Source organism: Paeniroseomonas aquatica, assembly GCF_030409335.1.
GTDB classification, from domain to species: domain Bacteria; phylum Pseudomonadota; class Alphaproteobacteria; order Acetobacterales; family Acetobacteraceae; genus Belnapia; species Belnapia aquatica.
This window is the reverse complement of record NZ_JAUFPN010000197.1, coordinates 1-18,676: the sequence shown is the minus strand read 5'-3', so window position 1 is coordinate 18,676 and position 18,676 is coordinate 1. Positions and strand designations below refer to the sequence as shown.

Below are 18,676 nucleotides of genomic sequence, written 5' to 3'. Positions count from 1 at the left end.
CCGGACCAGCCGCCGGCGGCGTCGCATGGCAGCATAGCCCGAGAGGCTTAATGTGGTGCAAGCGACCGGCCGCCGGAAGGCCCCGCCGAATGGCGGGGGTGGATGGGGCGGAGAGCATGCCCCCGCACCCTTTCCGGGGAGTGAATCAGGCCGCGGCGGCGGCCGACAGCTCCTCGGGCGCCACGCTGCGGTCCGTCACCTTGGCCAGCTCCAGCATGAAGTCGACCACCTTCTCCTCGAAGATCGGGGAGCGCAGGTTGTCCGCGGCCTGGGGGTTCTTGCGGAAGAACTCCATGACCTGCTGCTCCTGGCCGGGGTAGCGGGCGGCTTCCTGGCGCATGGCGCGGGAGAGCTCATCGGCCGAGACGCTGATGTTGTTGGTCCGGCCGATCTCGGACAGCAGCAGGCCGAGCCGGATGCGGCGCTCGGCGATGGCCCGGTAGTCGGCCTTCAGCGTGTCCTCGTCCTTGCCCTTGTCGTCCTCGTCCAGCCGCTCGGCCTTCATGTCGGCCTCGATCCGCTGCCAGATCTGGGCGAATTCGGCCTCCACCATGCCCTCCGGCACCGGGAAGCTGGCCCGCTCGGCCAGCCCGTCGAGCAGCGCCCGCTTCACCTTGAGCCGCGAGAGGCCGTCGTATTCCTGCTGCAGGCTGCCGCGCACGGCCTCCTGCAGCTTGGCCAGGTCCTCGAAGCCCATGGTCTTGGCCAGCTCGTCGTCGGCGGCCGGATTGACCGGCGCCTTCAGCGACTTGCAGGTCACCTGGAAGACCGCGGACTTGCCGGCCAGTTCCTTGGCGCCGTATTCTTCCGGGAAGGCCACGTTCACGGTGCGGGTCTCGCCGGCCTTGATGCCCTCGAGCTGCTCGGTGAAGCCGGGGATGAAGCCGGTGCCGGCGACCTCGATCGGCATCTCGGTGGCGGTGCCGCCGGGGAAGGGCTCGGCATCGCCCTCCAGCGTGCCGGTGAAGTCGCAGACCGCGACCTCGCCCTTGGCCGCGCCGCGGTCCTCGGTGATGTCCTCCAGCTTGCGGTTGCGGGCGGCGATCGTCTCGATCGTCTTGGCCACCTGCTCCTCGGCCGGCTCGGCCTTCAGCCGCTCCACCTCGATGCCGGCGAAGTCCGGCATCGGGATCTCCGGCAGGATCTCGACCTCGACCTTGAATTCCAGGTCGGCGCCGTCGGCGAAATTGACCAGCTCGATCTTCGGCTGCAGCGCCGGGCGGAGGCCGCGGTCGGTCACCACCTGCTGCGTCGCCTTGTTGACCGACTGCTCGAGCACCTCGCTCATCACCGCCTGGCCGTAGCGCTGCCTGACCACCGTCGCCGGGATCTTGCCGGGGCGGAAGCCGGGCAGGCGCAGGTCGCGGCCCAGCTCGTCCAGCCGGCGCGTCCGCTCGGCCGCGATATCGGCCGCCGGGACCAGGATGGTATAGGCCCGCTTCAGCCCGTCGTTCGCGACCTCGGTCACCTGCATCGTCGTCACTCTCTTCCCAAAAACATGTCGCGGCGTCGTCCAGTCCGGCGGGGCCAAACTGGCGGGGATGGTGCGGGCGGAGGGATTTGAACCCCCAAGGCTTGCGCCACTGGAACCTAAATCCAGCGTGTCTGCCAATTCCACCACGCCCGCCTGCCGCCAGACCCGGCTACGCCGAGCCGCCGGCCCCGCCCGAGGCCCCATGCAGGGCCGGGCGGGCCGGCGGCGGCAGCGCTGAACTGGGGCGTTTAGCGCAGCGGCCGCCGCATTCCAAGGCACCCCGGGTCCATGGCGGCCGAATCGCCCCCTCCCCCGGCCGGGATCGCCCGCGGGTCCGGGTCGCGGCGGGGCGATGAAACCGCCGCGGGACGCCGGCGCGGGCGTGGACGGCGCCGGCGGATTGGCGCCATACCGGCGCATGCCCCCGGCCCCTCGCCTTCCGCCCCGCCCGACGACCCCCGCCGCGCCCCGCCGCCGCCTGGGCTGGCCGGCCCGGATCGGCCTCGGGCTGCTGGCCCTGCCGCTGCTGGCCGCGGCTAGCCTCGCCGGCGCCGTCTGGTGGAGCCTGCCCGCCGCCGAGGGCAGCCTCCGCCTGCCCGGCCTGGCCGCGCCGGTCGCGGTCAGCCTCGATGCCCAGGGCATTCCCCGCATCGCCGCCGGCTCCGAGCGGGATGCCGCCCTGGCGCTCGGCTGGCTGCATGCCCGCGACCGGATGTTCCAGATGGAGCTGATGCGGCGCGGCGCCGCCGGCCGGCTGGCCGAGCTGGTGGGGGAGCCGGCGCTGCGGACCGACCGCTTCACCCGGACCCTCGGCCTCGCCCGCCGCGCCGCCGCCGACCTCGCCACCCTGCCGGCCGAGACGCAGGACCTGCTGGAGGCCTATGCCGCCGGGGTGAATGCCTGGATCGCCGCGCGCGGCCGCTTCGCCGCGCCGGAATTCCTGGCCCTCGGCGCGCCCGAGCCCTGGCGGCCGGAGCACAGCCTGCTCTGGGGCAAGGTCATGGGGCTCTGGCTCTCCGGCAATTGGCGGAGCGAGCTGGACCGCGCCCGGCTCGCCCCCCTCCTGCCGCCCGAGCGGATGCGCGACCTCTGGCCGGAGGATGCCAGCCCCGGCGACCCGCGGGTCGCGCTCGACCCCGCGGCGCTCGGCCGGCTCGCGGCCGTGCTGCCCCGCTTCCCCGGCCTCGGCACCCTGCCCGCCTCGGCCAGCAACGCCTGGGCGGTCGCCGCCGGCCGCTCCGCCTCCGGCGCGCCGCTGCTGGCCTCCGACCCGCATCTCGGCTTCCAGGCGCCGATCCTCTGGTACCTCGCCCGCATCGATCTGCCGGATGGGCGGATGCTGGCGGGCGCCACCAGCCCGGGCGTGCCCTTCCTGGTCATCGGCCGCAACGCCAGCCTCGCCTGGGGCTTCACCACCACCCATTCGGATACCCAGGACGTCTTCGTCGAACGCCTGGCCGGCCCCGGGTCCTACGAGACGCCCGAGGGCCCCCGCCCCTTCGCGGTGATCGAGGAGACCATCGCCGTCCGCGGCGCCGCGCCGGTGACGCTGCGGGTGCGGGAGACGCGGCACGGCCCGGTGATCTCGGACCTCGAGGGCATGGCGGCCGCCGAGGGCTCGGTCCTCGCGGTCGCCATGGCCAACCTCGCCCCGGCCGATACCGCCGCCGCCGGGCTGCATGCGCTGAACCGGGCCGGCTCGGTCGCCGCGGCGCGCGGGGCGGCGGCGCTCATCACCAGCCCCTCGCAGAACCTGATGCTGGCCGATGCCGCCGGGCACATCGGCCTGCTGCTGACCGGCCGCACCCCGCGGCGCCGCGCCGGCGACGGCACGCTGCCCGTCCCCGGCTGGGACGGCAGCCACGACTGGACCGGCTGGGTGCCCTTCGAGGCCCTGCCGCATGCCGAGGACCCGCCCGGCGGCATGCTGGCCAATGCCAACAACCGGGTGGCGCCCGCCGGCCATCCGGTCTTCCTCGGCCGCGACTGGTTCGCCGACTGGCGCTTCCGCCGCATCGCCGAGGTGCTCGCCGCCCAGCCTAAGCACGATGCCGCCGGCTTCGCCGCGCTGCAGCGGGACACCGTCTCGCCCTTCGCCCAGGCGCTCACCGGGCCCGAGTCGCTGCTGCGGCGCCTGCCGCCCCAGCCCGGCGCCGCCGGCGCCGCCCAGGCGCTGCTGCTCGGCTGGGACGGCGATGTCGCGGCGGAGCGGCCCGAGCCGCTCATCTTCAATGCCTGGCTGCGCCGGCTCGGCCGCCTGGCGCTGGCCGAGGGCGGCGTCCCGGCCGGCGCCTGGTCGGCCAACGCCGGTTTCCTGCAGCGGGTGCTGGCCCCCGATGGCGGCGGCGCAGCCTGGTGCGGCGGCGACTGCCGGGCGCTGGCCGCCCGCGCCCTGGCCGAGGCGGTGGCCGAGCTGCAGGCCAGCGACGGCCCCGACCCGGCCGGCTGGCGCTGGGGCCGGCGGCATGTCGCCCGCTTCGAGCACCCGCTGTTCCGCTTCCTGCCGGTGCTCGGCCCGCTGACCCGGCTGGAAGCGGCGACCGGCGGCGACGAATGGACCGTGCGGCGTGGCGGCCCGCGCGGCGGCGAGGGGCCCGAGTCCTGGGTCGACGTGCATGGCGCCGGGCTGCGGCTGGTGGTCGACCTCGCCGATCCGGAGGCGGCGCTGGCGGTCATCGCCACCGGCCAGTCCGGCCATCCGCTGTCGCCGCACTGGAGCGACCTGCTGGGCCGCTGGCGGGACGGCGGGATGCTGCGGCTGGGACGGCAGGCCACCGGGCCCACCACCCGCCTGGAGCTCCGATTGCAATAACTCCGGAGCAGCGCAAGCAGGCGATTGATTCCGCCGCGCGCCGCGCCGAGACTGGACGCCTACATGCTCCACCGCCCCAACCGACGACCGCAGTTCTTCTACACCACCGCGCCTTTGCCCTGCCCCTACCTGGCAGGCAGGACGGAACGGAAGATCGTGACGGAGCTCACCGGCCCGGACGCCGAGGCGTTGCACGACCGCCTCTCCCGTGCCGGCTTCCGCCGCAGCCACAACATCGCCTATTCGCCGGTCTGCCCGGGCTGCAACGCCTGCATCCCCATCCGCATCCTGGCGCCGCAGTTCGAGCCCAACCGGGCGCAGCGCAAGCTGTCGAAGCTCAATGCCGACATCGCCGCCTTCGAGATGCCGGCCCGCGCCACGGCGGAGCAATTCGCCCTGTTCCAGCGCTACCAGCAGGCCCGCCACGGCGAGGGTGACATGGCCGGCATGGGCTTCTACGACTACCGCGCCATGGTCGAGGACACCCCGATCACCACCGGCATGATCGAGTTCCGCGACGCCCAGGACCGGCTGGTCGGCGCCTGCCTGACCGATTGGCTGAGCGACGGGCTCTCCGCGGTCTATTCCTTCTACGACCCGGCGCTGGCGCGGCGCTCGCTCGGCGCCTGGGCGATCCTCTGGCTGGTCGGGCGCGCCCAGGCGCTGCAGCTGCCCTATGTCTATCTCGGCTACTGGGTCCCCGAGAGCCGCAAGATGACCTACAAGAGCCGCTACCGCCCGAGCGAGATCCTCATCGGCGGCACCTGGCGGGTGCTCGAGGAGCCACCGGCCCTGGCCGGCGAGGCCGAGGCGTTGCGGGTCGAGGCGGAGTAGCGGCGGGCCTCAGTGGGCGCTGAACATCGCCCCGGGCGGCGGCTCGATCGGCAGGCAGACCAGGCGGGTGCCGGGCTGCGGCCGGTTATCGGCTGCCGCCGCCTCGCAGGCCTCGAGGCTCGGATAGGTCTTGAAGCCGAGCGTGGGCAGGCGGTCCGGCACCGGGCCGGTGGCCGCACCCGAGGCAACCGCCGCCATCGTGGCGACGACGATGACGAAATCCGCCATGTCCGATCTCCGCAGCGCAGGGTCGCGCTGCGGCGAACCCTAGACCCATGCCAGTACCGGCCATGTGAAACCGCGGACAGAATGGCCGGGCGAAAGTAACAAAACCGTAGATTCCTGCACTCGCAATGAACCGTTGCGCCCGCCGGCCGCGTGCCGTCTCGGCCGCCGTGGCACGCGGCGCCGCGATCCCGCCGCCTGACCGGAGTCGCTAATCCCGGGAATCGTTCCGCCTGTTCTGCAGGACGTGCCAGGCGGTGCCGAGGGCCCGGAATTCATGGCCGAGAATGCGCTTCAGCCGGGTCTCGACCGGCACCGCGATCTCCCGCAGCGGCACCCCGGCGCAGGCCTTGGCCAGTTCCCGGCCCAGCGCGGTCGCCAGCCCGACGCCGCGGCCGTTGCAGCCGGTCCAGGCGAGGACGCCCGGCGCCAGCTCGTAGACATGCGGCAGCTTGTCCTGGGTGCCGCCGATATGGCCCCACCAGACGTAGTCGAAGGTGAACTCGCCGACCTGGGGGAAGACCCGGGCGATGCGGGCGCGGATGCGGTCCCTGATGCGGCCTTCCCAGCCGAAGGGGATCACCAGGCCGCCGCCGGTCACCAGCCGGCCATCGGCATCGAAGCGGTAGAAGAAGAGGTCGCCGCGGGTATCCGACAGCGCATGGCCCTCCGGCAGGATGGACTTGCGGATATTGTCCGAGAGCACGCCGGTCGCCATCTGGTAGCTGCGCACCGGCACCACGGTGCGGGCGAGGCCCGGCCAGAGCCCCGGCGGCGTATAGGCGTTGGTCGCCAGGATGACCCGGTCGGCGCCGAGCCGTCCCGCCGGCGTCTCCAGCAGCCAGCCGCTCGGCTCCCGGGTGATGCGGGTGACCGGGCTGCGGGTATGGAGGGTGGCGCCCGCCCGCGCCGCCGCCGCCGCCAGCCCGCGCGCATAGCCCAGCGGGTTGATCCGCCCGCCCGAGCGGTTCTCCCAGCCGCCTTCCCAGCTGTCGCTGCCGGCCAGGCCCGCGACCTCGGATTTCGACAGCAGCCGCACCGGCGCGCCGCGGCTGCCCCATTGCCGCACCCGGTTCTCGACCAGCCTCATGCGGGAGGGCCGGTGCGCCGGCTGGATCCAGCCGTTCTGCACCGCCTCGGCGGCGATCCCGTGCTTGCGGATCAGGTCGAAGACCAGGCTGGCGCTGTCGCGGACCAGGCCGACGAAGGCCTCGCCCTTCTCCGCCCCGCCCAGTTCCTGCGGCACCGCCGCGACGATCGCATCCGGGTCCATGCGCGAGAGGTTGGGGATGACCTGGCCGTTGTTGCGGCCGGAGGCGCCGAAGCCGATCTCGGCGGCCTCCAGCACGGTGCAGGCGATGCCCGCCTCGGCCAGGTGCAGGGCGGCGGCGAGGCCGGTGAAGCCGGCGCCGACCACCGCCACGTCGCAATGCGCCTCCCCGGCCAGCGCCGTGGTCGGCGGCGGCGGCGGCGCCGTCGCGGCCCAGAGGCTGTTCGGCATGGTCGGCACAGGCTCAGGCATCCGGCGGCTCCGCATCAGGCGGAGGCAGTGGTAGCGCGTCGCCTCGCGCAGGGCGATGGCCGCGGCGCCCGGGCGGGGCGCCGGCCTCAGGCCACGGTCGCCGCATCCGGCACCGTCAGCGCCGCCAGCACCATGGCCCGGCTGGCCGCCACCTGCTCGCGCATGAGCGCGGCGGCGCCGGCGGCATCGCCGGCTGCCAGCGCCGCGGTCAGGGCGCGGTGCTCATGCGCCATCTCGCCGCTGCGGTCCCGCCGGCGGAGGCCGAGGACCAGCATGCGGGTGCTCTCGTCCAGCAGCCGGCCGATCTGCCGGGCCAGCCGGGCATTTCCCGAAAGCTCCGCGACCGCGACGTGGAACGCCCGGTTGGCCTCGAGGAAGCCGAGGGCGCTGGCCGGATCCTCCGGCCGGTAGCCGGCCCGGCAGACCGCGTCCAGCCGCTCGGGCGCCGCGGCCGCGGCGCGGTCCTGGGCCGAGGCCGCCGCCCGGCGGGCCGCCTCGGGCTCCAGCAGCAGCCGCAGGTCGAAGACCTCGTGGATGTCCCGCACCGTGACCAGGGAGACGATCCAGCCGCGGCGCGGCACCGGCTGCACCAGCCCCTCGGCCGCCAGCTGCGCCAGGGCGGCGCGGATCGGCGCCTTGCCGAGGTTCAGCCGCTCGGCCGTCGTCGCCTCCGACAGCGTCTCCCCCGGGGCGAGACGGGTGGTGACGATGTCCCGGCGCAGCGCATTCAGGGCCCGGGTGGTGAGCGGAGCCGGGAGGGGGATGGGTGCGAGGAAGGACATCGGGCCGCCGCTGCCATGAGCCATCCTGCCGCATACCACGACAAAAGATGGGCCCGCAAACCGAACAACTATTTTATAACGTGCATCATGCGGCCTCAGTCGACGCTGGCGCCGGAGGCCCGGATGATCTCGCCCCAGCGGGCGATGTCGCGCTCATGGATGCCGCGGAAGCCGGCCGGCGAGGTATCGGCCGGCGGGGTGATGCCCTGGTTCTCGACCAGCCACCTCCGGAATTCGGGGGCGCCGATGATGCGGGCGACCTCGGCGTTCATCCGCGCCTGGATCGCCGCCGGCAGGCCGGGCGGGGCGAGCAGCCCGTACCAGGTGCTGGTCTCGAAGCCCGGCAGGGCGCAGGCCCCGGCCAGGGTGGGGACGCCGGGCAGCGCCGCCACCGGGGCGAGGGTCGTCACCGCCAGGGCGCTGACCTGGCCCTGCTGCACCGGGCCGATGCTGGGGCCGGTCTGGTTGAAGAACAGGTCGACGTCGCCGGCGAGCAGCGCCCCCATGGCGCCGGGCTGGCCGCGGTAGGGGACATGGGTGAGCACGACGCCGGCCGCGGCGGCGAACTGCGCCGCGGCCAGATGGGTCGAGGCGCCGTTGCCGGTCGAGGCGTAGTTCAGCGCCCCCGGCCGCGCCCGGGCGGCGGCGAGGACGTCGGCGCAGCTCCGGTACTGCGGCCGCTTCTCCGGGTTCACCAGCAGCACGTTGGGCACGTCGCCCAGCAGGATCACGTGGGTGACGTCGCGCAGCGCATCGAAGGGCAGGTTGCGGTAGAGGCCGGCGTTGATCGCATGGGTGCCGGCGGTGCCCATCAGGAACAGGTAGCCGTCCGGCCGCGCCTTGGCGACGGCATCGGAGGCGATGTTGCCGCCGGCGCCGGTGCGGTTGTCGACCACCACCGGCTGGCCGAGGGCGCGGGACAGCGGCTCGGCCAGCTTGCGGGCGTAGATGTCGGTGCCGGCGCCGTTGGGGAAGCCGCCGAGGATGGTGATGGGGCGGCTGGGCCACGGGTCCTGCGCCCCGGCCGGCGCGGCGGCGAGCAGCGTGGCGATCAGCGCGGCGGCGAATGGCAAGCGGCGGAGCATCCCGGGCATCCCTGCGGTTTCGGCGCCGCATGGTGTGGGATAGGCTGGGTGCATGACCAGCCCAACAACGCCTCCCCGGCGCATCGCGCGCGGCGGACAATCCATCTATGGCGCGCCGCTCGGCATCCTGATGCTGGAAGCCCGTTTTCCGCGCATTCCCGGCGACATGGGCAATGCCGGAACCTGGCCCTTCCCGGTGCTGTACAAGGTGGTGCGCGGGGCGACGCCGGAGCGGGTGGTGCTGGAAGGCGCCCGCGGGCTGCTGCCCGACTTCCTCGCCGCGGCGCGGGAGCTGGTGGCGCTCGGGGCCGAGGCGATCACCACCAATTGCGGCTTCCTCTCGCTGTTCCAGGCCGAGCTCGCGGCGGCGGTGCAGGTGCCGGTGGCGACCTCCTCCCTCATGCAGGTGCCCTGGGTGCAGGCGACCCTGCCGCCGGGCCGGCGCGTCGGCGTGGTGACCGTAAGCCGCGGCTCGCTGACGCCGGCGCATCTGGCGGCGGCGGGGGTGCCGCCCGACGTGCCGGTCGTGGGGACCGAGGGGGGGCGCGAGTTCTTCCGCGTGCTGATCCAGGCCCAGGCGGTCGACATGGACCTGGACCTGGCCGAGCAGGACATCCTCGACGCCGGCCGGGCGCTGGTGGCGGCCCACCCCGAGGTCGGCGCGATCGTGCTCGAATGCACCAACATGCCGCCCTATGCCGCGGCGCTGGCGGCGGCGGTGGGGCTGCCGGTCTACGACATCTACTCGATGGTGAGCTGGTTCCAGGCCGGGCTGCGGCCGCGGCGGTTCCAGCAGGGCTGAGGCGCCGCGGCGCGGCCTTGCCCCGCCGGCCCGGCCGCGCTGCAATGCCGGCATGGACCACGAGGCAGAATACAACAACCGGGCGCTGGTGCCCGAGCATCCCGGCATCATCGCCGGCTGGGTGCGCGACGCCGCGGCCTTCCGCGCCGGCTGGGCGGAGGCGGCGCTGGACCTGCCCTACGGGCCGGGGGAACGGGAGCGGCTGGACCTGTTCCGGCCCGGGCCGGGCGAGAACTGGCCGGTCGCGCTCTTTGTCCACGGCGGCTACTGGCAGTCCCTCGACCGCCGCGTCTTCAGCCATTGCGCGCGCGGGCTGCTGGCGCATGGCGTGGCGGTCGCGGTGCCCTCCTACGACCTTTGCCCGGCGGTGCCGCTGGACCGCATTACCGAGCAGCTGCGGGAGGCGGCCGCCTTCCTGCACCGCCGCAGCGGCCGCCGGCTGCTGGCGATGGGGCATTCGGCCGGGGGCCATGCCAGCGCCATGCTGATGGCGACCGACTGGGCGGCCCGCGGCCTGCCGGCCGGGCTGGTGCCGGCGGCGCTGCCGATCTCCGGGGTCTTCGAGCTCTGGCCGCTGCTCGGGACCAGCATCAACGCGGCGCTGGGGCTCGACGAGACGACGGCGCGGGCGCACTCCCCCGCCCTGCTGCTGCCCCCCGCGGGCGGGCGGCTGCATGCGGTGGTGGGGGATGCCGAGAGCGGCGAGTTCCGCCGCCAGACCCGGGACTTCGCCGCTCATTGGGGCGGCAGCTGGGAGGCGCTGCCCGGCGCGAACCATTTCACCGTGCTGGCGCCGCTGGCCGGGCCGGAACATCCGCTGGTGCGGCGCGCGGCGCTGCTCGCCCGAGGCGGCTGAAGGGTGGGGTGGGGCCGGCGGCGGTGCCGCCGGCCCCGGCCGGTCAGCGCTCGCGGGCGGGGTCGGCCTTCGGCGTGCCCGGCGTCGCGGCGGTGCGCGGCAGGCGATCGTCCTCGACCTCCACCTCGGTGCGGCGGACGGAATCGCTGATGGTGCGGGTCTCGTCGTCGCTGGTCTTGCGGACGACGACTTCCTCGACCACCCGCGCCTCCTTGGCGATCACCGCCTCCTCGGTCGTCTCGGTCGCCTCGATGGTGCGGTCGCGGAAGGCATCGGCGGTAACGTCGACCGGGCGGCCGACCGGGCGGCGCTCCACCTGCACGTGCTCCTGGTGCAGCGTCACCTGCTCCTGCACCGGGGTCTCGACGATGTGGGAATGCACCCGCACGCGGCCCGAGGCGACCTGGCGCTTGCCGACCTGCAGCGTCTCCTCGACCACCGGGATGACCTCGTCGCGGCCGGTCGCGGCGGCGCCGGTTGCGGCAGTGCCGGTCGTGGCAGTGCCCGTCGTGGCAGTCCCGGTCGCCATCGCGCCCACCTGGCCGGTGCCGGCAGTGCCGGTGTCCATGGCGTTCACCCGGGTCGCGGTCGGGCCGCTGCCCTGCCAGCCGGACTGGCGCCAGCTGTCCTCGCGCTCCTGCAGGTCGATGGCGCCGGAGCCTTCCAGCACCTGCGTCACCTCGGTGATGCGGTCCTCCGGCACGGTGGCGGAGAGGACGGCGCCGCCACGGCGGATGGCTTCCTCCAGCACGGCCTGGTCGGGGCCGCTGACGCCGAGATCGCGCAGGCTGGCCGCGTCGGCCTCGGAGGCATAGAGCCCGGCGCGGACGCCGCCGACCTTCATGGCCAGGTCACGGGCGGCGGTCTCGGCTTCGGCGGCGCTGTCGAAGACGGCGGTGATGGTCTGGTTGCTCATTGGGGATGTCCTGGGTTGGAGGGGTCTTGCGGATCGGCGGGCGGCAGGCGTTCCACCTCGGCGTGCTGTCGCTGCACGTCGACGGCGTGGTCCACGTCCTCGAGGCTGCTGGTGCGGCGGAGGCGCAGCTCCTCCCGCAGGACCAGCCGCTTCTCGACGACGAGGATCTCCTCGAGCACGGGGATCACGGTGACCCGTCCGTCCTCCTCGTCGTGCGGCACCGGCAGCGGCTCGCCGGGGGCGAGTTCGCGGCCGATCGGGCGGTGTTCGACGGTCACCGCTTCGGAGCGCAGGGTCGCCTGCAGCCGCTGCTGTCCGACTTCGGTGCGGAGATGTACCCGGACCCTTCCGGCCTCGACCTGACGAGTCGAAATCCGAGCGGTTTCCTCGATGACTGGGATTATCGTTGTATCTACGGTACGGCGGTCATCGTTGTCTTGTGGCACTTGTTGGGATTCCCGTATGCCGTGCCGCGTTCGACTGACACTACAAACATGGCATCAGCGGATTCGTTCACCGCTCCCGTTTGATTACTTTAAGACAATTGCGGGGAACAGTTCCTGACCCGAAACCCCTGCCCTCCGCCCGCCGGGCTAAGGCCGCGGCGGGAGGGCGCACGGCCGGAAAGAGCCTTGGGGCGGCGGCGGAAATCCGGCAAGCATGCCCCCGGTTCGGCTTTCAGGAGCGGCGTGGATGATCGGCATCGGCAGGCGGGGTGTGCTGGGCGCGGCGGGGGCCCTGGCGCTGCCGGCGGTCCTCGGGGCAACGCAGGGGGCGGGCCGGGCACGGGCCCAGGGCCGCGGCGTGAAGATCGGGTTGGTGGCGGTGCAGACCGGACCGCAGGCGGCGCTCGGCACCCAGCTCCGGGACGGCTTCCTGCAGGGGCTGAAGCACCTCGACGGCAAGCTGGGCGGGCTGGCGGCGGAGATCGTGCCGATCGACGACGAGCTGCGGCCGGAGGTAGCGGTGACCAAGGTCCGCGCCGCGCTCGAGCGCGACAAGGTGGATGTCGTCGTCGGCGTGGTCTTCTCGAACATCCTCGCCGCCATCATGCGGCCGGTGACCGAGAGCGGCACCTTCCTGATCTCGACCAACGCCGGGCCCTCGACCTTCGCCGGCCGCGGCTGCAACCCCAATTTCTTCACGACCAGCTACAACAACGACCAGGTCCATTCGGTCATGGGCCAGGCGGCGCAGGATGCCGGGCACAAGCGGGTCTTCGTCATGGTGCCGAACTACCAGGCCGGGCGGGATGCGGTGGCGGGCTTCAAGTCCCGCTTCAAGGGCGAGGTGGTGGACGAGGTCTATGTCCCGCTGACCCAGCTCGACTTCTCCGCCGAGCTGGCGAAGATCGCAGCCAGCAAGCCGGATGCGCTCTTCACCTTCATGCCGGGCGGGCTCGGGGTGAACCTGGTGCGGCAGTACCGCCAGGCCGGGCTCGCCGGCATCCCCTTCCTGTCCACCTTCACCGTGGACGAGGCGACCCTGCCGGCGCAGCAGGAGGCGGCGCTGGGCTTCTTCTCGGCCGCGAGCTGGGCGCCCAACATGGAGAATGCGGCGAATACCCGCTTCGTCCGCGACTTCGAGGCGAGCTACGGCTACGTCCCGGCGAGCTACGCGGCCCAGAGCTACGATGCGGCGATGCTGCTGAACAGCGCGATCCGCAAGGTGGGCGGCAACCTCGCGGGGAAGGATGCACTGCGCGAGGCGCTGCGGGCGGCGGATTTCCAGTCGGTGCGCGGCAGCTTCAAATTCGGCGCCAACCACTACCCGGTGCAGGACTTCTGGTTGTGCCAGGTGGCGAAGCGCCCCGACGGCAAGTTCCAGACCGAGACGCTGCGGCGCGTGCTGGAGGCCGACGTCGACCCCTGGGCTGCCGAATGCCGGATGCGCTGACCCGCCGATGAGCTTCGGATTGCTTCTGGTGCAGGGGCTGAACGGCCTGCAGTTCGGGGTGCTGCTGTTCCTGGTCGCGGCCGGGCTGACGCTGGTCTTCGGGGTGATGGACTTCATCAACCTGGCGCATGGCGTGCAGTACATGCTGGGCGCCTATCTCGGCGCCAGCCTGGCCTCCCTGACCGGCAGCTTCTGGGGCGGGCTGCTGCTGGCGCTGCCGGCGACGCTCGCCTCCGGGCTGGTGCTGGAATGGCTGGTCTTCCGCCACCTCTACGACCGCGACCACCTGTCGCAGGTGCTGGCGACCTTCGGGGTGATCCTGTTCCTGAACGAGGCGGTGAAGCTGGCCTGGGGCACCGCGCCGCTGCAGATGGCGCCGCCGGAGCTGCTGGCGGGCGGCATCACCCTGCTGCCGGGGCTGCAGTACCCGGCCTACCGGCTGGCGATCCTGGCCGCCGGGCTGGCGACGGCGGGGCTGCTCTGGCTGCTGGTCGAGCGCACCCGGGTGGGCGCGCTGGTGCGGGCGGGCGCCACCAATGCGGCGATGGTGGCGGCGCTCGGCGTCGACATCCGCCGGCTCTTCATGCTGGTCTTCGGCTTCGGGGCGATGCTGGCGGGCTTCGCCGGGGTGATGGCGGCGCCGATCCTCTCGGTCGAGCCGGGGATGGGGGATGGGGTGCTGATCCTCGCCTTCGTCGTCATCGTCATCGGCGGCATCGGCAGCGTCCGCGGCGCCTTCGTCGCGGCGCTGCTGGTCGGGCTGGTCGAGAGCCTCGGGCGGTCGCTGCTGCCCGACCTGCTGCGCCTCGTCATGGCGGCCTCGCCGGCGCGGCAGGCGGGGGCGGCGATCGGCTCCATGCTGGTCTATGCCGTCATGGCGCTGATCCTGGCGGTGCGGCCGCGCGGGCTGTTTCCGGTGCGCGGTTGATCCTACCGGGCAGGATGGGGCGGGCGTGGCTGCCGCTGCTGGTCTTCGCCCTGCTGGCGGCGGCGCCCTTCGCCGGGCTCGGCGAGGGCTACCTGCTGACCATCCTGGCGCGGGCGATGATCATGGGGCTGGCGGCCACCAGCCTCTGGCTGCTGGTCGGCGGCGCCGGGCTGGTCAGCCTCGGCCATGCGGCGATGCTCGGCGTCGGCGCCTATGCGGTGGTGGCGCTCGACGATGCCCGGGTGACCGAGGCGCTGGTGGTGGCGCCCGTCGCCATGGCCGCCGCCGCGGTCTTCGCCGTGGCGACCGGCGCGGTCGCGGTGCGGACCAGCGGGGTGCATTTCATCATGATCACCCTGGCCTTCGGGCAGATGGCCTTCTTCACCGCGGCCTCGCTCGCCGGCTATGGCGGCGACGACGGCTACACCCTCTATGGCCGCAACACTCTGGCCGGGCGGCGCTGGCTGGAGGACCGGCTGGTCTTCCACTACCTCTGCCTCGGGCTGCTCGCCGCCGCCGTGCTGGGCGGGCGGGCGCTGCTGGCCTCGCGCTTCGGCCGGGTGCTGCGGGCGGCGCGGGAGAACCCCGAGCGGGTGCGGGCGGTCGGCTTCTCCCCGGCCCCCTACCGGCTGGTCGCCTATGCCGTTGCCGGCGGCGTGGCGGGGCTGGCGGGGATGCTGCTGGCCAATGCGACGGAATTCGTGGCGCCCTCCTTCCTCGCCTGGCAGCGCTCGGGCGACCTGCTCTTCATGGTGATCCTGGGCGGGCTCGGCTCGCTGCACGGGGCGGTGCTGGGGGCGCTGGCCTTCGTGCTGCTGGAGGAAGGGCTCAGCCACTGGACCCAGCACTGGCGGCTGGTCTTCGGGCCGCTGCTGGTGCTGGCCGTGTTGCACCTGCGGGGCGGGCTGGCGGGGGTGCCGGGGCAGATCGCCAGGATGGTCCGGCGTGGCTGAGCCGATCCTCGAGGTGGCCGGGCTGCGCAAGCGCTTCGGCGGGCTGGCGGTGACCGACGACGTCTCCTTCGCCGTCGCCCCGGGCGGCATCCATGCGGTGATCGGCCCCAACGGGGCGGGCAAGACCACGCTGATCCACCAGCTCTCGGGCACCCTGCGGCCGGATGCCGGGACGGTGCGCTTCGCCGGCCGCGACGTGACCGCCCTGCCGCTGCAGCGGCGGGCGCGGCTCGGCCTGGCGCGCAGCTTCCAGATCACCTCGGTCATCCCCGGCTTTTCGGCCCTCGAGAATGCCGCGCTGGCGGTGCAGGCGCGCAGCGGCTCCTCCTTCCGCTTCTGGCGGCCGGCCGCCGCCGAGGCGCGGCTGAACGCGGCGGCCATGGCGGCGCTTGACCAGGTCGGGCTGGCCGGGCGCGCCGCGGCGCCGGCCGGGGCGCTGTCGCATGGCGAGAAGCGGCAGCTCGAGCTGGCCATCGCCCTGGCGATGGAGCCGCGCCTGCTGCTGCTAGACGAGCCGCTGGCCGGCGCCGGGCCGGAGGAGACGGAGCGGCTGATCGATATTCTGCTGGGGTTGAAGCGGCGCTACTCCATCCTGCTGGTCGAGCACGACATGCAGGCGGTGTTTGCGCTCGCCGACCGGATCTCGGTGCTGGTCTACGGCCGGGTCATCGCCACCGACGCGCCGGCGGCGATCCGCGCCGACCCGGCGGTGCGGGCGGCCTACCTCGGCGAGGACGAGGTCGCCTGATGCTGGCGGTGGAGGATCTCTCGGCCGGCTACGGCGGCAGCCAGGTGCTGGCCGGCGTCTCGCTCTCGGTCGGGCCCGGGGAGGTGGTGACCCTGCTCGGCCGCAACGGCATGGGCAAGACGACGACCATCCGCGCCCTCATGGGGCTGCTGCCGGGGCTCGGCGGCCGGGTGCTGGGCGGGCGGGCCGACTTCGCCGGCACCGCCCTGCTGGGGCGGGCGCCGCACCGCATCGCCCGGCTCGGCCTCGGGCTGGTGCCGGAGGGGCGGCAGGTCTTCCCGACGCTGAGCGTGGAGGAGAACCTCACCGCGACCGCCGCCAGCCGCTTCGGCGCGCCGCGCTGGGGGCTGCGTGAGGTGTTCGGGCTGTTTCCCCGGCTGGAGGAGCGGCGGCGCCAGCCGGGGGCCCAGCTTTCGGGCGGCGAGCAGCAGATGCTGGCGATCGGCCGGGCGCTGATGACCAACCCCCGGCTGCTGCTGCTGGATGAGGCGACCGAGGGGCTGGCGCCGCTGGTCCGCGCCGAGATCTGGGCGGTGCTGGCGCGGCTGAAGGCGGAGGGCCAGTCGATCCTGCTCATCGACAAGACCCTCGGCGCCGTGCTGCGTCTGGCGGACCGGCACGTGGTGCTGGAGAAGGGCCGCAGCGTCTGGACCGGCAGCAGCGCGGCCCTGGCCGCGGCGCCAAGCTTGCGCGAGACTTACCTGCATGTCTGAAACGAAGAGGAGGCGAGAATGGTGCAGCCGATGATGACCCCGGGGATCACCCCGGCCGGGACGGGCGAAGGCGGGGTGGTCTGGAACATCCTCGGCCAGACATACAGGCCGATGCAGCATTCCGCCGCATCCTTCGCCTTCGAGACGCTCTTCCCGGACGGCACCTTCGTGCCGCCGCACATCCATGCCGACCAGGACGAGTTCATCTACATGCTCGACGGCACCTTCGAGCTTTTCCTTGCGGGAGAGACGAAGCACGCCTCCACCGGCGACCTGATCAAGATGCCGATGGGCAGCCCGCACGGCATCTTCAACAAGTCGGGCAAGCCGGTGCGGGCGTTGTTCTGGGTGGCGCCGAGCCAGCGGCTCTATGAGCTGTTCAGCCGCATCCACGATGTCGGCGATCCCGGCGAGGTGGTCCGGATCGCCGCGGAATACGGCGTGGAATTCCTGCCGCCGCCGGGGTGACGGGCCGGGCCTGAAGGGGCCATGGCCCCTTCAGGCCTTCCGCGGCCGGGTTCAGCCGGTGCGGCATTCCCGGGGCTCGAACTCGACGCGGCGGTCGAGCGCATCGGTCGCATCATCCCGGCCGGTGCCGACCAGGGGCCGCGAGGCGCCGAAGCCCTCGGTCTTGAGCCGCGCCCCCAGCCCCGGCTGCTCGCCGACCAGGCGGGTCCGGATGGCCTGGGCCCGCATCAGCGACAGCCGGTCGTTCCAGGATGCCGCACCGGTGGTGCTGGCATGGCCCGAGACATCGAGGCAGGCGTCGTCGGCGCTGGTGCGGCTGGCGATCTGCCGCAGCCACATGTCGTAGGGGCCGCTGATCGCCGGGTCCGGCCAGAACTCGATGACGCCCGGGCGGAACAGGAACTTCACCGCCAGGCGCTTCCGCTCCAGCCCGTAGTCGACCAGCTGGCCGAAGGCGCGCTCGGCCTCCTGCGGCTGGCCCAGCGCCGAGGCGGTCAGGTACTGGCCGTTCAGGGTGCGGAGCTGGGCCCCCTTCGGCGCCGCCTTGGCATTGGCGTAGAGCGTCTTCGCCTGGGCGTAGCGGCCGGCCTCGTAGGCGGTGGTCGCCTGGGTGATCAGCGCCTCGGCCTTCAGCCCGTCGAGCCAGGCGGCGTCGATCGCATCGCCCGGATTGCCGGCGCAGACCCTGAGGTAGGCGGCGGCGGCGGGGTCGTCGAGCCAGGTGGGGCTGTCCCGGTTGAAGGCGGTCGGGGTGGTGTCGACCTCGTCCGGGCGGACCCAGGCGGTCTCGTGCGCCACCACCTTGCCGGTCGAGAGATCGGCCAGCACCGCCCAGATCCGATAGGCCGCGGGGGCCTTGTCGGTGCTGTTGGTCAGGCTGCCGGCCTCGACCACGCCGGTGATGGCGCCGAGCAGGACCAGCGGCTTCGACTCCAGCGAGGCCAGGGTGAAGGGCTGCACCCGGTAGCTCGGGTGGCGCTCCCGCACCACCGAGGCGATGCGGCGGGACATGGCGCGGGTGGTGGCGGTCTCGGTGCCGCTGGCGCGGTCGATCAGCGGGTCGATGACCAGCTCATGCGGCCCGGGCCGGGAGATCTCGGCGCGCGCCAGCACTGCATCCGCCAGGCTGAGCACGGCGGCGTCGAGCGGCTGGGCCTCCTTCGGCGGCTTCGGCGCCTGCGGGGGGGCCGGGCGGCCCGCCGATGCGGTCGGCGCCGGGCCATCGGCGGCCGGCGGCGTGGCGCAGGCGGACAGGGCCAGGCCCAGGGCCAGCAGGACGGGGGCGCCCCAGGTCATGGGGTGCCGGTCAATCCGGGCAGCCCCGCTGGAGGAAGCGAATATCGGCATCGGCAACAGTCTCTCCGATCTGGATGCGCTGGGTGATCAAGCGGCAACGCTGGGCCCCGGCAATGGACTGCGCGGAAATCGGCAGCGGCAGGGCGCGCGCTTCATCCACGGCGGGCGGCGCGGCCTGGACCCGGGCGATGGGTGACGGATCCGGCGGCGATGGGGCGGGCGGCGGCACCGGCAGCGCCTCGGCCTGGCGCGGCGCCTCTGCGGCGGGCGGCGTCACCCGCGGCGGGGCCGCCGTCATGGCCGGGGCCGGCGGCGGGGTGCGCACGGCCTCCGGCGCCGGGACCACCGGCGGCCGCATGGGCGGGC

General features: G+C 73.6%; 19 protein-coding genes and 1 tRNA gene. 10 read left to right on the top strand and 10 right to left on the bottom strand.

What is annotated here, in order from left to right; genetic code table 11:
• Positions 1 to 145 precede the first annotated feature (145 nt).
• Both tig and QWZ14_RS25200 read right to left on the bottom strand, forming a co-directional pair.
• Entirely contained in the window at positions 146 to 1,474 is a 1,329-nt protein-coding gene (tig, locus tag QWZ14_RS25205; protein ID WP_290319957.1) for a trigger factor, read from the bottom strand.
• Between the two features lie 68 nt (positions 1,475 to 1,542).
• Positions 1,543 to 1,627 (bottom strand) — tRNA-Leu (locus QWZ14_RS25200).
• A gap of 265 nt (positions 1,628 to 1,892) precedes the next feature.
• Here QWZ14_RS25200 and QWZ14_RS25195 point away from each other — a divergent pair.
• Together QWZ14_RS25195 and QWZ14_RS25190 are read left to right on the top strand one after the other, a co-directional pair.
• Positions 1,893 to 4,286, top strand: a complete 2,394-nt coding sequence (locus QWZ14_RS25195) for a penicillin acylase family protein (RefSeq protein WP_290319749.1) — start codon at positions 1,893 to 1,895, stop codon at positions 4,284 to 4,286.
• Between the two features lie 63 nt (positions 4,287 to 4,349).
• Complete coding sequence (locus QWZ14_RS25190) at positions 4,350 to 5,120, top strand: arginyltransferase (protein ID WP_290319748.1); 771 nt, start codon at positions 4,350 to 4,352, stop codon at positions 5,118 to 5,120.
• 9 nt (positions 5,121 to 5,129) lie between these two features.
• On the opposite strand, the gene QWZ14_RS25185 is transcribed toward QWZ14_RS25190, so the two are convergent.
• The 4 genes from QWZ14_RS25185 to QWZ14_RS25170 form a co-directional block, all read right to left on the bottom strand.
• On the bottom strand, positions 5,130 to 5,348 hold the full coding sequence (locus QWZ14_RS25185) for a hypothetical protein (protein WP_290319747.1): 219 nt from the start codon (positions 5,346 to 5,348) through the stop codon (positions 5,130 to 5,132).
• A 208-nt stretch (positions 5,349 to 5,556) separates the two neighbouring features.
• Complete coding sequence (locus tag QWZ14_RS25180) at positions 5,557 to 6,867, bottom strand: NAD(P)/FAD-dependent oxidoreductase (RefSeq protein ID WP_290319746.1); 1,311 nt, start codon at positions 6,865 to 6,867, stop codon at positions 5,557 to 5,559.
• 86 nt (positions 6,868 to 6,953) lie between these two features.
• Entirely contained in the window at positions 6,954 to 7,649 is a 696-nt protein-coding gene (locus tag QWZ14_RS25175; protein ID WP_290319745.1) for a GntR family transcriptional regulator, read from the bottom strand.
• Between the two features lie 95 nt (positions 7,650 to 7,744).
• Positions 7,745 to 8,734: a Bug family tripartite tricarboxylate transporter substrate binding protein gene (locus QWZ14_RS25170; protein WP_290319744.1), complete on the bottom strand. Its 990-nt coding sequence runs from the start codon at positions 8,732 to 8,734 to the stop codon at positions 7,745 to 7,747.
• A 52-nt stretch (positions 8,735 to 8,786) separates the two neighbouring features.
• Here QWZ14_RS25170 and QWZ14_RS25165 point away from each other — a divergent pair, with 52 nt between their 5' ends.
• The gene (locus QWZ14_RS25165) at positions 8,787 to 9,536 is read left to right on the top strand and encodes an aspartate/glutamate racemase family protein (protein WP_290319743.1); all 750 of its coding nucleotides are present in this window, start codon (positions 8,787 to 8,789) and stop codon (positions 9,534 to 9,536) included.
• 52 nt (positions 9,537 to 9,588) lie between these two features.
• On the top strand, positions 9,589 to 10,392 hold the full coding sequence (locus tag QWZ14_RS25160; protein ID WP_290319742.1) for an alpha/beta hydrolase: 804 nt from the start codon (positions 9,589 to 9,591) through the stop codon (positions 10,390 to 10,392).
• A 43-nt stretch (positions 10,393 to 10,435) separates the two neighbouring features.
• Here QWZ14_RS25160 and QWZ14_RS25155 read toward each other — a convergent pair whose 3' ends face one another.
• Both QWZ14_RS25155 and QWZ14_RS25150 read right to left on the bottom strand, forming a co-directional pair.
• A complete protein-coding gene (locus QWZ14_RS25155; RefSeq protein ID WP_290319741.1) occupies positions 10,436 to 11,308 on the bottom strand; it encodes a YsnF/AvaK domain-containing protein in 873 nt (290 codons plus the stop codon).
• Positions 11,305 to 11,754 (bottom strand): YsnF/AvaK domain-containing protein, encoded by a 450-nt coding sequence (locus QWZ14_RS25150; RefSeq protein WP_290319740.1) that lies wholly within the window; start codon positions 11,752 to 11,754, stop codon positions 11,305 to 11,307. Before QWZ14_RS25150 ends, QWZ14_RS25155 begins: the two co-directional genes overlap by 4 nt.
• A 247-nt stretch (positions 11,755 to 12,001) precedes the next feature.
• Here QWZ14_RS25150 and QWZ14_RS25145 point away from each other — a divergent pair, with 247 nt between their 5' ends.
• Genes QWZ14_RS25145 through QWZ14_RS25120 form a run of 6 tightly spaced genes read left to right on the top strand, consistent with a single transcriptional unit; the run spans position 12,002 to position 17,014 of the window.
• Positions 12,002 to 13,204 carry an ABC transporter substrate-binding protein gene (locus QWZ14_RS25145; protein ID WP_290319739.1) on the top strand — a complete coding sequence of 401 codons (1,203 nt, stop codon included), beginning with the start codon at positions 12,002 to 12,004 and terminating at the stop codon, positions 13,202 to 13,204.
• 7 nt (positions 13,205 to 13,211) lie between these two features.
• Entirely contained in the window at positions 13,212 to 14,132 is a 921-nt protein-coding gene (locus tag QWZ14_RS25140; RefSeq protein ID WP_290319738.1) for a branched-chain amino acid ABC transporter permease, read from the top strand.
• Between the two features lie 14 nt (positions 14,133 to 14,146).
• Positions 14,147 to 15,085 carry a branched-chain amino acid ABC transporter permease gene (locus tag QWZ14_RS25135; RefSeq protein WP_290319737.1) on the top strand — a complete coding sequence of 313 codons (939 nt, stop codon included), beginning with the start codon at positions 14,147 to 14,149 and terminating at the stop codon, positions 15,083 to 15,085.
• A complete protein-coding gene (locus QWZ14_RS25130) occupies positions 15,078 to 15,833 on the top strand; it encodes an ABC transporter ATP-binding protein (RefSeq protein ID WP_290319735.1) in 756 nt (251 codons plus the stop codon). The genes QWZ14_RS25135 and QWZ14_RS25130 overlap by 8 nt, the downstream gene beginning before the upstream one ends.
• On the top strand, positions 15,833 to 16,546 hold the full coding sequence (locus QWZ14_RS25125; protein WP_290319734.1) for an ABC transporter ATP-binding protein: 714 nt from the start codon (positions 15,833 to 15,835) through the stop codon (positions 16,544 to 16,546). Before QWZ14_RS25130 ends, QWZ14_RS25125 begins: the two co-directional genes overlap by 1 nt.
• An 18-nt stretch (positions 16,547 to 16,564) precedes the next feature.
• Positions 16,565 to 17,014, top strand: coding sequence for a cupin domain-containing protein (locus QWZ14_RS25120; protein ID WP_290319733.1), 450 nt, complete (start codon positions 16,565 to 16,567; stop codon positions 17,012 to 17,014).
• A gap of 51 nt (positions 17,015 to 17,065) precedes the next feature.
• On the opposite strand, the gene QWZ14_RS25115 is transcribed toward QWZ14_RS25120, so the two are convergent.
• Both QWZ14_RS25115 and QWZ14_RS25110 read right to left on the bottom strand, forming a co-directional pair.
• A complete protein-coding gene (locus QWZ14_RS25115) occupies positions 17,066 to 18,310 on the bottom strand; it encodes an OmpA family protein (protein ID WP_290319732.1) in 1,245 nt (414 codons plus the stop codon).
• Between the two features lie 10 nt (positions 18,311 to 18,320).
• Positions 18,321 to 18,470 carry a hypothetical protein gene (locus QWZ14_RS25110; RefSeq protein ID WP_290319731.1) on the bottom strand — a complete coding sequence of 50 codons (150 nt, stop codon included), beginning with the start codon at positions 18,468 to 18,470 and terminating at the stop codon, positions 18,321 to 18,323.
• Positions 18,471 to 18,676: the final 206 nt, after the last annotated feature.

What these genes read in the sequence shown, in the direction of transcription:
- tig (WP_290319957.1), bottom strand. Translation starts at nt 1,474, where the DNA reads ATGCAGGTGACCGAGGTCGCGAACGACGGGCTGAAGCGGGCCTATACC.
- QWZ14_RS25195 (WP_290319749.1), top strand. Translation starts at nt 1,893, where the DNA reads ATGCCCCCGGCCCCTCGCCTTCCGCCCCGCCCGACGACCCCCGCCGCG.
- QWZ14_RS25190 (WP_290319748.1), top strand. Translation starts at nt 4,350, where the DNA reads ATGCTCCACCGCCCCAACCGACGACCGCAGTTCTTCTACACCACCGCG.
- QWZ14_RS25185 (WP_290319747.1), bottom strand. Translation starts at nt 5,348, where the DNA reads ATGGCGGATTTCGTCATCGTCGTCGCCACGATGGCGGCGGTTGCCTCG.
- QWZ14_RS25180 (WP_290319746.1), bottom strand. Translation starts at nt 6,867, where the DNA reads ATGCCTGAGCCTGTGCCGACCATGCCGAACAGCCTCTGGGCCGCGACG.
- QWZ14_RS25175 (WP_290319745.1), bottom strand. Translation starts at nt 7,649, where the DNA reads ATGTCCTTCCTCGCACCCATCCCCCTCCCGGCTCCGCTCACCACCCGG.
- QWZ14_RS25170 (WP_290319744.1), bottom strand. Translation starts at nt 8,734, where the DNA reads ATGCTCCGCCGCTTGCCATTCGCCGCCGCGCTGATCGCCACGCTGCTC.
- QWZ14_RS25165 (WP_290319743.1), top strand. Translation starts at nt 8,787, where the DNA reads ATGACCAGCCCAACAACGCCTCCCCGGCGCATCGCGCGCGGCGGACAA.
- QWZ14_RS25160 (WP_290319742.1), top strand. Translation starts at nt 9,589, where the DNA reads ATGGACCACGAGGCAGAATACAACAACCGGGCGCTGGTGCCCGAGCAT.
- QWZ14_RS25155 (WP_290319741.1), bottom strand. Translation starts at nt 11,308, where the DNA reads ATGAGCAACCAGACCATCACCGCCGTCTTCGACAGCGCCGCCGAAGCC.
- QWZ14_RS25145 (WP_290319739.1), top strand. Translation starts at nt 12,002, where the DNA reads ATGATCGGCATCGGCAGGCGGGGTGTGCTGGGCGCGGCGGGGGCCCTG.
- QWZ14_RS25140 (WP_290319738.1), top strand. Translation starts at nt 13,212, where the DNA reads ATGAGCTTCGGATTGCTTCTGGTGCAGGGGCTGAACGGCCTGCAGTTC.
- QWZ14_RS25135 (WP_290319737.1), top strand. Translation starts at nt 14,147, where the DNA reads ATGGGGCGGGCGTGGCTGCCGCTGCTGGTCTTCGCCCTGCTGGCGGCG.
- QWZ14_RS25125 (WP_290319734.1), top strand. Translation starts at nt 15,833, where the DNA reads ATGCTGGCGGTGGAGGATCTCTCGGCCGGCTACGGCGGCAGCCAGGTG.
- QWZ14_RS25120 (WP_290319733.1), top strand. Translation starts at nt 16,565, where the DNA reads ATGGTGCAGCCGATGATGACCCCGGGGATCACCCCGGCCGGGACGGGC.
- QWZ14_RS25115 (WP_290319732.1), bottom strand. Translation starts at nt 18,310, where the DNA reads ATGACCTGGGGCGCCCCCGTCCTGCTGGCCCTGGGCCTGGCCCTGTCC.